Here is a 12,084-nt window from a genome sequence, read left to right as displayed (position 1 = left end):
CGGAGCTGCGGCACCTCCCTGCATCGAAATGATAGCGTTTGCAAGATGGAGTATAGCAAAGGGAAGATACATCCGCTTATAACCGATTAGATATATTTTTTTGGGAATCAAAGGGAGGAGGGAGGAAGAAGAATCCGTGCAAGGCGGTACGGTACATTAGAGTTGACGCTCCTATCCGGGGTCAACTGGAATCGATCGGAGATTTTAGGTCTGATTTGACATCAGTTAAATGTTAATTGGTTAATAAACTAATTTTTTATTACAAAATATATGGACAAAATGACGGAGGGATGATTAAATAACGGTAAGAAAACAAGAAAAAGGAGGTCTATCGTTGTTAGAACTGACCATCGAAGAGCCGGACCGTCTGGTCAAGGTCGCGCATGCTTTGAGCACGCACACGCGAATCGGCATCATCAAGCTGCTGCTGACGAAGCCCAATGTCAATATTATCGAAATTGCGGAAGAGCTGAACATCCCTGTTTCCACGGCCGCCACGAACGTGAAGGTGCTGGAGGAGGCGGAGCTGATCCTGACGGAGCTGCAGCCGGCCACCAGGGGGGCGATGAAGGTGTGCAGCCGCAATTTCGACGACGTGCGCATGATCCTGAATCCAATCGCATTCTACCAGAATACGAGCAAGCTGATCGAGGTCGAGATGCCGATCGGGCACTTCATCAATTTCGACATTCAGCCGACATGCGGGATGGCGAGCGCGGCGGGCATGCTGTTCGCCGAGGACGAGCCGGACAACTTCTACCATCCGGACAGCCGGACGGCCGAGATCATCTGGCTGCGCAAGGGCTGGATCGAGTATCGGTTCCCGAAGAAGCTCCCGCCCGGGGCGCGGGTCGTCTCCCTCGAATTCTCGCTCGAGCTGTGCTCGGAGGCTCCGAACTATAACAACGATTGGCCGTCGGAGATTACGGTATGGATCAACGACGCGGAGATCGGCTCCTGGATCTCGCCCGGGGACTTCGGCGATCACCGCGGCAAGCTGAATCCTTCCTGGTGGAACGATTCCAGCACGCAGCACGGCTTGCTGAAGACGTGGGCGGTCGACGCCGCGCGCAGCACGGTCGACAGCGAGCGCTGCTCCGCTACCAAGCTTGCCGACCTTCGGCTCGACGAGAAGCCGTACATTACGTTCCGAATCGGGCTGAAGCCCGACGCCAAGCACCAAGGCGGCATGAACCTGTTCGGCCGGCAATTCGGCGATTACCCGCAAGGCATCATCATGCGCATGCAATATGAATAGCGCCCACCGGCCTTCATGCAAGGCCGGCCCCAAGTTTCAGATCATTCGCGCAGGCGAGGGTCTGAAACTTTTTTGTTGAGCACTTTAGAAGCAAAACGTAAACCGTGCCGCGGAAGCGGACAAAAGCGAAGGTCAGCACGATGTCACAGGGACTGAAGCTTTGTCCTCAAGGACAAAAGCGTGCCCAGCTCAAGCCGACCCACCGAACGATGTCACGGGGACTGAAGCTTTGTCCTCAAGGACAAAAGCGTGCCCAACTCAAGCCGACCCGCCGACCGCGAACAATTGTGTCAGCACGAAAAAGGGTGTCCAGAGGGCGAAGTCCTTTGGTTCCCCTCGGCGGAGGGGGAAGGGGGAGCGGTAACGTGAACAGGTTCTCCAAGGGCAAAGCCCTTTTTCATCGATTGATACACTTTTTTTGAAAGAAAGCGTTGACAAGAAGAATATGGCGCATGTATATTTTGGATACAAACAAATAAGTTGTAACAAAACAAAGAAACTAGATGCAACCGCGAAAGCAGCTTATTTGTTTCAGACGGAATCATTCATCCTTAAGGGGGAAGGCAAATGGTGATTTGGAAGAAGAAATGGTCTCATATGTCCGTGGCGGCGATGCTGGTGCTCGCGATGGGCGTAACCGGCTGCGCATCGAACAACAATAACGGCGGCGGGAACGCGAATCAGCCGGCGAATGCGGGCAGCAACGCGGAGCAGGGGACGAACGACGGCAAGGCCGCGGAGGGAACGAACAACGGCGGTGCTGAAGCGGCCGCGGACGCGAAGTCCCAGATCGAATTCATGGGCTGGGGCGGCGACACCGAGAAAGCGGTATTCCAGAAGCTGATCGACGAATACATGAAGAAATATCCGAACAAGAAAGTCAAATATACGGTCGTGCCGCCGGGCGAATATTACCAGAAGCTCGATACGCTCATCGCGGCGAAGAAGACGCCGGACGTATTCTACGCGGGCGGCGCGCACTTCAACAAGCTGGTCAGCAGCGATCAATTGCTGAATCTCGACCCGCTCATCGAATCGACCGGGGCGGTCGATCCGAACAACGTCTGGAAGGCCGGTCTCGACCGTTACCGCTTCGACGGCAAGACGGTCGGCACGGGCAGTCTGTACGGCCTGCCGAAGGACGTCGGTCCATGGGCGATGGCGTACAACAAGGACCTGTTCGACAAGGCCGGACTTCCTTACCCGAGCGCCAAAGCAGGGGAGTATACATGGGACGACATGCTGGCTGCCGCGCAGAAGCTGACGGTGAAGAACGCGCGCGGCAAGATCGATACCTTCGGCATCGCGGGCTTCTCGCTGGAAGCGGCGGTATGGGGCAACGGCGGCGACTGGATCGACTACAGCACAGGCACCGTCACGATCGACACGCCGGAGTTCGCGGAGGCGATGCAGTTCGCGGCTGACCTGGGCAACAAATACAAAGTAAGTCCTTCCCCGGACGACGAGAAGGCGCAGAACGGTTACGCGCGCTTCGTAGCCGGCAAGATCGCCATGTTCCCGATGGGGCCCTGGGATCAGCCGGGCTTCTGGAACCTGCCGTTCAAGTGGGACATCGCGGCCTGGCCGGCAAGTCCGAAGACGGGCAAAACGGCGACATGGCTCGGCTCGCTCGGCTTCGTCGTCGGCAAGAACACGGAGTTTCCGGAGGATGCGTTCCAGCTGGCGGCTTACCTGAGCTTGGACCGCGATTCCCAGAAGCAGAACTACGAGCTCGGCCAAGCGGTGCCGAACCTGATCGACATGGCGAAGGGCGAATTCCTCCAGATGGACAAAGCGCCGCAAACCCGCCAGGTGTTCATCGACATTATCGAAGACTACGGCAGACCGCCGGTCGAAGTCGGCTCCAAGAACCTCAAGTGGCTGGATACGTTCAACCAAGACGCCAGCCAAGTGTGGACGGGCAAGAAGACGGCCGCGGAATTCCTCAAGGAAGAGCAGCCTAAGCTGCAGAAGCTGTACGACGAAGGCAACAAGTAAGGCCCGAATGGCGGATGGGAGGGGCGAAGAGGTCGGGCATCCGCACCTTCGCCCCTTTCCGCTTGCTTGAGGCAGGGGAGGATACTAATGAAGAAGAAAACGACCGGCTTTCGGCGCAAGGAAATGCTGTGGTCCTTGGCGTTCGTGGCGCCGCCCGTGCTGGGCTTCCTGATCTTCGGCTTGGCGCCGCTGCTCACCTCCTTCGGGCTGAGCTTCATGTCGTGGGACATGATGACGCCGGCCAAATTCGTCGGGGTGGATAACTTCGCGAAGATGGCGGAGGACGAGAAGTTTTACAAGGCGCTGTTCAACACGTTTTACTTGCTGCTGGGCATTCCGCTGGGCATGATCGTGGCGCTCGTCTTGGCGATTATGATGAATCGGCCGCTCAAGGGCATCTCGATATTCAGAACGATCTACTATATTCCGGTCGTCTCTCCGATCATCGCGATCTCGCTGCTCTGGCAGTGGCTGCTCAACTACGATTACGGCATCATTAACGAATTCATCTGGCGCATCTTCGGCGTGCAGGGCCCCAATTGGCTCGGCGATCCGAATTGGGTGAAGCCGTCGTTCCTGATGCTCGGCCTGTGGGGCGGCGTCGGCGGCACGATGGTGCTGTATCTGGCGGGCTTGCAGGGTATTTCCTCGACGTACTACGAGGCGGCCGAGGTCGATGGCGCGAGCCGCTGGCATCAATTCCGCCACATTACGCTGCCGCTCCTGTCGCCGATTCACTTTTTCGTCGTCGTCATGGGCATTATCGGCACGTTCCAGGCGTTCAGCCAGATGTACATTTTGACCCCGGACGGCGGACCGGAATACAGCGGGGGCACGATCGTGTTCTACATTTTCCAGGAAGCGTTCAAATACTTCAACATGGGCTACGCGAGCGCGGTCGCTTGGGTGCTCGGCATACTTATCTTCATCGTGACGCTGATCCAATTCCGCTTCTCCAAGCGTTGGGTGTATCAGGACTAAGCGTAAGCACGACCGTTAGGAGGCGTGAAGGACAATGGCGAAAGAACGCCGGCTTATTAATGCAATCATTTATGCCCTGCTGCTCGTGGGCTCCGTATTCATGCTCGGACCGCTCATCTGGACGATATCGACGTCGCTGAAGACGCAAGCGCACGTGTTCGACGTGCCGCCGCAGTGGGTTCCGAATCCCGTCACCTGGGCCAACTACTCGGATGTTTGGGATAAAGCGCCGCTGCTGCACGGGTTCATGAACAGCGCGATCATCGTCGTGACGGTGCTCTCGGTCGGCTTGTTCGTCGCGGCGATGGCGGCCTATGCATTCTCCAAATTCGATTTCCCGTTCAAAGAAGCGATCTTCATGGCGCTGCTCGGTACGATGATGATCCCGTATTCAGTCGTCATGATTCCGCAGTACATCGGCTTCTCCGAGCTGGGTTGGGTCGACACGCTGCTGCCGCTGATCGTGCCGGGTCTATTCGGCAACATCGTCACGATCTTCTTCTTCCGCCAATTCATGCAGGGGGCGATTCCGAACGACCTGATCGATGCGGCCAAAATCGACGGCTGCGGCTACTTCCGCACGTTCACGACGGTAGCGTTACCGATCGCGAAACCCGCGATCGCGGCGCAGGCGGCGCTCGGCTTCATGGGCATCTGGAACGATTTCATGGGACCGCTCATCTACCTGCATACGCCGGAGAAGCAAACGATTCAAGTGCTCATCGCGAGCATGCAGTCGAACTATATTTCCAATTCCAACTACCCGTCCATGATGGCGGCCTCGATTATCGCTTTGCTTCCGGTTATTATCGTGTTCTTCCTGGCGCAGCGCTATTTCATCGAATCGATGGCGATCAGCGGGATCAAAGGGTAGCGCATGAAGAGCCCGGCGAAGAAGTGGACGCTCATCGGCACGGGCGCCGTGGTCATCGCGGCCGCCGCTGGCGGCACGCTCTGGATGTCCACGGACAACAACGAAGCAAGCGACAAGGTGGCGGTGACGATGGAGAGAACCTACGAGAACCCGATGACGCTGCCCGAAGAATGGGAGGATTACGGCATCGGCGACCCGTACGTGCTGCGTCATAACGGCAAGTATTATCTGTACTGCAGCACGAAGGATTGGCGAATTGGCGTCAAAGCATGGAGCTCGGACGATCTGGTCAACTGGACGTATGCCGGACTCGTGACGGAGGAGCCGCTGACCGAGGGCGCTTATGCCCCGGAGGTCGTCTATTGGAACGGCTCCTTCTATATGTACACGTCTCCGGGCGGCAAAGGGCACTACGTGCTGCGCAGCGATAGCCCGACCGGGCCATTCGCGATCGAGACGGAGAACCTTGGCCAGACGATCGACGGCTCGGTGTTCATCGACGACGACGCCAGCTGGACGTTCACCCGGGCGGAGTCCGGCGGCATCGTCGCCAGCCGGATGAACGATCCGTACACGATGGACGCGGGGACGAAGCTGAACAGCTCGCTCGGCCATTGGACGGAAGGGTCGATGATTATCAAGCGGGGCGGAACGTATTTTCTGACGTACACCGGCAACCACGTATTCAGCAAAGGCTATCGCGTCAACTACGCGGTCGGGCACGAGGCGCCGGACGGGATGTACACGATCGCGGCGAATAACCCGATTCTCATCTCGACGGCCAAGGACTTCAGCGGGCTTGGCCACAGCGCGACGGTGCTCGGTCCGGACATGGACTCTTACTACATCGTCTATCACAATCTGATCGGCCATTCGGCCGAAGGGCCGCCCGTGCGTATGCTGAACATGGATCGGCTGACCTTCAACGGGGACAAAATGGCGGTGCTCGGCCCGACGCACGGCGCGCCAACCGAGGCGCCGGCGCTTCCGACGTTCCGCGATCCGCTCGGCGGCGATCCGGCGGCGGACAAGTGGGAGCAGGCGTCCGGAGCGGATGGCGGCAGCATGTGGGTGACGAAGGAGCAGACGGGATCTCGCTTCACGGCGGAATTCAATGCCATCATCCAGCCCAAGGGGCATCGCGCTCCGTCAGCGGCTGGTGAGCGGTTCGAGACATTATTCTCCTTCAAGGACGAGCGGAACTACCGCAGCATCGGCATCGACCCGTCGGCAGGAACGCTGTCGCTCCGGGAGATGCGCGAAGGTCAAGCGGCCGCGCTGCAAGAAGCGAAGCTGCCGGACGGCACCGATCTTGCTGCGCTGCACGCGGTTCGGGTCGAATCGGACGCCGCGGGGACGCGCGTCTATTGGGACGGCCTGCTGCTGGCCGAGCGTAAGGAATGGCAAGCGGCGGCCGGACGCATCGGCTACCGGTATGCGGAAGCCTTGCAGCCGGAACTGCATTACACCGCCTTCTCGGGTGAAGCAGGCGGCAGCAGCGACGCCAAGGCGATCAAGCCGGTGCCGGGTACGATGGAAGCGGCGCATGGCGTCACCGGCGAAGGCGCGACGGCTCCGGTATCCGCGGCCGAGACGCCTGACGGCAGCCGAGCGGCCAAGCTGGTCCAAGGCGGCGAAATAGCGTTCCCTGTCGACGTGAAACAGGACGGGACGTATGCGATCGCCGCGATGGTGACCAAGGCATCGGCAGGCGCAAAGCTCAAGGTTCATGCAGGCGATGCAAGCGGGAGCGTCACGCTGGAGGAAGCGTCCTTCGCGGGCGAGGAAGATTGGGCCAAAGTACCGATTGCGCGTCTAACTTTGAAGAAAGGCACGCAGTGGCTCACCTTGACCGGCATCAAAGGCGAAGCGGACATTCGTTATCTCGAAGCCGCCTTGTCGGCCGAGATAGGCGAAGCCGCGCCGGTCGAATTCGATCCGGAGGCGACCTTCGGCGAATGGCAGGCGAAGGACGGAAGCTACGCGCTGGCGAGCGACGACCGGGATAGCAAAATGTACGGCGGCGATGTGCGCTGGGGAGACTACGAGGCGTCCTTCGGCTTGACGAAGACGGCGGAACCGCTCGGGGAAGCGGCGATGCTGCTGCGGACGACAAGCGAGTCGGATTTCCCGGATCAGGTCGCCGACGCCTTCATCGGCTACGAGCTGGCGTTCCGCAACGGACGCGTCATTCTGCGCAAGATCAGCTACGAGCTGAACGAAGAGCTCGATTCCGCCCTGCTGGAGATCGGCGAAGGCGAGACGGCCCGCGTCCGGGTGAAGCTGGATGGACCGCGGCTGACGGTCTACGCGGACGGCAGCGACGAGCCGCTCCTCGTCTATGCGGATAGCAGCGCGTTCCTGCACGGACGCATCGGCCTGCGCGCGAGTTCGGCCGGCTGGTCGTTCTCCGAGGTGACCGTCTCGCCGATTGGCAAGGAATAGAACGGCAAGACATTATAAAGCGCTCCGCACCTGGCGAGTGCGCGATCATGGAGTAGGAGATCAGCATATGACGACGAAGATGTATATCAAAGATTACCCCCGCCCGCAGTTCGTGCGGGAGAACTGGACGAACCTGAACGGCGCGTGGCGCTTCGGCTTCGACGACGCGAACGAGGGCGAGCGCAATGGCTGGCCGTCGCATTTCGGCGGCGACCGGACGATTCTCGTTCCGTTCACCTACGAGACGACGGCAAGCGGCATCGGCGAGACAGCTCATCATCCGAACGTCTGGTACAACCGCGCGCTGGATATTCCGGCGGAAGCGGCGGGCAAGCGCGTGCTGCTTCATTTTCAGGCGGTCGATTATATCGCCAAACTGTGGGTCAACGGCAGCTACGTCGGCAGCCACCAAGGCGGCTACGCGGCTTTCAGCTTCGACATCACCCCGTACCTCGCATACGGCGCGGAGAACCAAGTGACGCTGAAGGTCGAGGACAGCCTCGACGCGACGCAGCCGCGCGGCAAGCAGCGTTGGGTGCAGGACAACTTCGAGTGCTTCTATGTACAGACGACAGGCATCTGGCAGACGGTGTGGATGGAATTCGTCGAGCCGGTCCATGTCGATACCGTGAAAATAACGCCGGACTTCGATGCGAGATCCGTCCGGTTCGAATATCAAGTGAAGGGCGATCTCGCGTCCGCGGCGGACCTTCGCCTGGAGACCGTCATCAGCCTGAAGGGCAAGCCGGTCAAGACGGCCAGTCTCGTCATCGACCGTCCTTGGCTGCGGCTGGACGTCGATCTCGTGCATGAGGCGAACGGCCCGTGGAAGCATTGCCACTGGTCGCCGGCGCATCCGAACCTGTACGACGTGGAGTTCCGTCTCTATCGGGGCGAGGAGCGGATCGACCATGTCTACTCATACTTCGGCATGCGGAAGATTTCGATCGAGAAGGGCAAGGTGCTGCTCAACAACGCGCCGATCTACCAGCGGCTCATTCTCGACCAAGGCTACTGGCCGGAGTCGCATCTGACGCCGCCGTCCGAAGAGGCGCTCATTGCGGATATCGACCATATTCTCGCGATGGGGTACAACGGCGTGCGCAAGCATATGAAGATCGAGGACGCGCGGTTCCTTTACTGGTGCGATGTGAAAGGGCTGCTCGTCTGGTCGGAGATGGCCGCGACCTTCGAATTCAACGATAACGCGGTGCAGAAATTCACGAACGAATGGATGGAGATCGTGCGTCAGCAGTATAATCATCCGTCGATCGTCACGTGGGTGCCGTTCAACGAATCGTGGGGCATCATGAACATTCGGCACGACGTCCGGCAGCAGCAGTTCACCGAATCGGTGTACCACCTGACCAAAGCGTTCGACCCGCATCGTCCGGTCATTACCAACGACGGCTGGGAGCATACGGTCTCGGATATACTGACGCTGCACGACTACGTGGAGACGAAGGACGAATTCCTGAAGCGGTATGCGAACAAGGGCGAGATTACGGACAACGAGAAGTCGTTCAACCACTGGAAATACGCCTATGCCGACGGATATCGCTACGGCGGCCAGCCGATCATCGTCAGCGAGTTCGGCGGCATCGCCTTCAAGTCGGAATCCGGCTGGGGCTATGGCAATCAAGAGGCGTCGGAAGAGGCGTTCATCGCGAGATTCCGGGGTATCCACGAGGCGATCAAGGAGACGGATTACATCGTCGGCTACTGTTACACGCAGATTACCGACGTGCAGCAAGAGGTGAACGGCCTCTTGACCGAGGACCGCAAGCCGAAGGTGCCGCTCGAACTCATCCGCGAAATCAACTTAGCTTAAACGTCATTGCCGATAGGCGCGAAAACAGGCTCCCTTTAAGGGCAGCCTGTTTTCGCTGCTCGCTTGCTATCGCGGTACATTAGAGGGGAGCAAGCACAGGCGGGTGATATAACTGGTTCATCAAAAACGCTCATGATTGGCTCTTTTTTCTGGTCGCTTCTTCCGCTATCGTTAGCCTGAACGAGCCTATGAAGGAGTGAACCGGGATGAGTGTCACCATCGCGCAAACCGACGAACAGATCCGCGCGACTTTCGCCGTTATGAAACAGCTTCGCCCGCATTTGGCCGAGGACGACTACGTCCAGACGATCCGGAGTTTGCAGGAGCAGGGCTATCGGCTGGCGGTCATCTTCGAGCAGGGGGTGGCGAAGGCGGCGGCGGGCTATCGGCTCGGCGCGAACCTGGCCTGGGGCCGGTTCCTGTATGTGGACGATTTGATTACGGACGAGAACAGCCGCGCAAGCGGATACGCCGGCGAATTAATGAATTGGCTCGACGAGGAAGCGCTTCGCGCCGGCTGTCAGTCCCTGCATCTGGATTCGGGCGTGCAGCGGCATGACGCCCACCGCTTCTACTTGAAGCGGCGGATGCGGATCGCCGCGCATCATTTTGACCGCGTGTATGAAGGTACTAAGCGTGTACGATGACCGATATCGGCTCCCCTGCGAGCCGTCATATGAAGTCACACAAGAAAGCCGTTTTTGCTTCGAATGTCCCTCAAGCGGGCGTTCGAGCGGACGCGGCTTTTTTGGCATGCCTCCCCAAAAAATCGTTGACAAGTTCGACAAAGGCGATTAATGTTTGAGGTGCACTAGTGAGATAGTGCACTGGTTCGTTGAGGTGAAGGAGGATAGAACGTTGCAGCTGAATTTCAACAGCCCCAAACCGATTTATTTGCAGATGGTCGACGAGACGAAGAAGGCGCTCGTCCGCGGGGAGCTCGCTCCCGGAGACAAAATTCCTTCACTGAAGGAAAGAGCGCAGATGTCCAATGTCAATCCGAATACGGTACAGCGGGCATATCAAGAAATGGAGCGGGAAGGACTGACGGAAACATTGCGCGGACAAGGGACTTTTATTAAGAACGACCCGGCGCTGCTGCAGCATATTCGTTCGGAGATGGCGCAAACCGCCGTTTTGCATTTCATCGAGGAGATGCGCGGCTTAGGCATAGAGGCGACAGAGATCGAGCGGATCCTGCGCGACCAATTACAGAAAGACAAGAAGGAGGGTTAGCGTGTCCACGGAAGTTACGGAGAATATGATCGAGCTGTCCGGCGTGCACAAGCGTTATTTGCTCAAGACCGCCTTGACCGGCATCGACCTTCAGATCAAGAAAGGCAGCATCGTCGGGCTGCTCGGCCCGAACGGAAGCGGGAAGTCGACGCTGCTGAAGATTTTGGCCGGCCTCATCCATCCGACGTCGGGCACGATCCGCATCGCCGGACGCGCGCCGGATGCCAGCTATAAGAAGCAGATCGCTTATTTGCCCGAGATCGATCATCTGTACGGCTGGATGACGGTCGACGAGACGCTGCGCTTCATCGCCGGCTTCTACGACGACTGGCAGGCGGATAAGGCGGCCGAGCTGCTCATGACGATGGACCTCGACGGCAGGCAGAAGGTGCGCAATCTCTCCAAAGGGATGCGCGCGCGGCTGAAGCTGATCGCGGCTCTGTCGCGGAATGTGCCGCTCGTGCTGCTCGACGAGCCGTTCTCGGGCATCGACCCGTCGTCCCGGGCGAAAATCATCCGGTCGATCATCAGCGAATTCCAGACCGGGGAGCAGACGATCCTCCTGTCGACGCATTCGGTCAGCGAGTCGGAGCCGATGTTCGACGACGTCATCTTCCTGCACCATGGCAGCGTCAAGCTGTTCGACACGGCCGACAACCTGCGTTCGGCGTACGGCTGCTCGCTCGAGAACATATGGGAGAAGGTGTACGCGTAGATGGGCTTCCGCAATTTATTCCGCAAAGAAGTGAAAAGCCTGTTCCCGCTGTTCGCCGTTTACGGCGTCGCCGTGACGGTGCTGCAGATGATCGTGAAGTTCAAAGGCGAGGCCTGGGGCGACGACGCGATGCTGGTCATCTCGATCTTCATGCCGTTCCTGTTCGCGTCCATGCTCGTCGTCGGCGTAGGGTTCTTCCAGCTGGGCACCGAATGGCGCACGAATACGATCTACTTGCTGATGTCGCTGCCGATGCGGGGGTGGAAGGTGCTCGCGGCGAAGCTCGCCGCGCTTCTGCTGCTGCTCGTCGGGACGCTGGCGTGGATGGGAGTCAGCTTCAGCCTCATTCTGCTCCGCAACCTGTGGGAGGCGCTGTTCAGCGACCAGGCGTTCGGCGAGATTTCCGCCACGCTGCTGAACATGGCGGGCAACAGCTCCTGGATCTACTTGCTGGCGATCGCGCTGCTGGTGCTGCTTGCGCAGTTCGCGTTCTTGTGCGGTCAGCTGGTCGCGCGCTTCCGGTGGGTCGTGGTGCTGGCTGCCTTCTTCGGAGGATTATGGCTGATCTTCCGCGCCGCGCCCCTTCTGTCGATGCTGCTCGCCTGGCTGCCGGATCTTCGCTTCGGCGGCGAATTGGCCGACGTGATCTATCTGCATTCGGGCATGTTCGTCGCGCTCGCGCTGCTCGGCGCGGGTCTAATCTGGCTGAACGGTTATTTATTCGAGAAAGTCGTGGAGGTGTAAGG

Annotated in this window: 10 protein-coding genes; all 10 read left to right on the top strand. The window is 59.0% G+C overall.

Annotated features, from left to right (window positions below; translation table 11 throughout):
- Nucleotides 1-334 precede the first annotated feature (334 nt).
- The 10 genes from ACFSKT_RS10530 (at nucleotide 335) to ACFSKT_RS10485 (ending at nucleotide 12,082) form a co-directional block, all read left to right on the top strand.
- Nucleotides 335-1,258: an ArsR/SmtB family transcription factor gene (locus ACFSKT_RS10530; RefSeq protein ID WP_377722693.1), complete on the top strand. Its 924-nt coding sequence runs from the start codon at nucleotides 335-337 to the stop codon at nucleotides 1,256-1,258.
- A gap of 567 nt (nucleotides 1,259-1,825) precedes the next feature.
- The gene (locus tag ACFSKT_RS10525; protein ID WP_377722692.1) at nucleotides 1,826-3,256 is read left to right on the top strand and encodes an ABC transporter substrate-binding protein; all 1,431 of its coding nucleotides are present in this window, start codon (nucleotides 1,826-1,828) and stop codon (nucleotides 3,254-3,256) included.
- Between the two features lie 87 nt (nucleotides 3,257-3,343).
- The gene (locus ACFSKT_RS10520; RefSeq protein ID WP_377722691.1) at nucleotides 3,344-4,237 is read left to right on the top strand and encodes a carbohydrate ABC transporter permease; all 894 of its coding nucleotides are present in this window, start codon (nucleotides 3,344-3,346) and stop codon (nucleotides 4,235-4,237) included.
- Nucleotides 4,238-4,271: 34 nt separating this feature from the next.
- Nucleotides 4,272-5,111, top strand: a complete 840-nt coding sequence (locus ACFSKT_RS10515; RefSeq protein WP_377722690.1) for a carbohydrate ABC transporter permease — start codon at nucleotides 4,272-4,274, stop codon at nucleotides 5,109-5,111.
- A 3-nt stretch (nucleotides 5,112-5,114) separates the two neighbouring features.
- Nucleotides 5,115-7,556, top strand: a complete 2,442-nt coding sequence (locus tag ACFSKT_RS10510; protein WP_377722689.1) for a family 43 glycosylhydrolase — start codon at nucleotides 5,115-5,117, stop codon at nucleotides 7,554-7,556.
- Between the two features lie 67 nt (nucleotides 7,557-7,623).
- A complete protein-coding gene (locus ACFSKT_RS10505; RefSeq protein ID WP_377722688.1) occupies nucleotides 7,624-9,387 on the top strand; it encodes a glycoside hydrolase family 2 protein in 1,764 nt (587 codons plus the stop codon).
- Nucleotides 9,388-9,593: 206 nt separating this feature from the next.
- Nucleotides 9,594-10,034, top strand: coding sequence for a GNAT family N-acetyltransferase (locus ACFSKT_RS10500; protein ID WP_377722687.1), 441 nt, complete (start codon nucleotides 9,594-9,596; stop codon nucleotides 10,032-10,034).
- Nucleotides 10,035-10,245: 211 nt separating this feature from the next.
- Nucleotides 10,246-10,623 (top strand): GntR family transcriptional regulator, encoded by a 378-nt coding sequence (locus tag ACFSKT_RS10495; protein WP_377722686.1) that lies wholly within the window; start codon nucleotides 10,246-10,248, stop codon nucleotides 10,621-10,623.
- Nucleotide 10,624: 1 nt separating this feature from the next.
- Nucleotides 10,625-11,338, top strand: coding sequence for an ABC transporter ATP-binding protein (locus tag ACFSKT_RS10490; RefSeq protein ID WP_377722685.1), 714 nt, complete (start codon nucleotides 10,625-10,627; stop codon nucleotides 11,336-11,338).
- Nucleotides 11,339-12,082, top strand: a complete 744-nt coding sequence (locus ACFSKT_RS10485; RefSeq protein WP_377722684.1) for a hypothetical protein — start codon at nucleotides 11,339-11,341, stop codon at nucleotides 12,080-12,082.
- Nucleotides 12,083-12,084: the final 2 nt, after the last annotated feature.

The organism is Paenibacillus xanthanilyticus (assembly GCF_042682185.1).
GTDB classification, from domain to species: Bacteria; Bacillota; Bacilli; order Paenibacillales; family Paenibacillaceae; genus Paenibacillus_Z; species Paenibacillus_Z xanthanilyticus.
The sequence above is the reverse complement of the archived record's forward strand: the minus strand, read 5'-3'. Positions and strand labels throughout refer to the sequence as shown.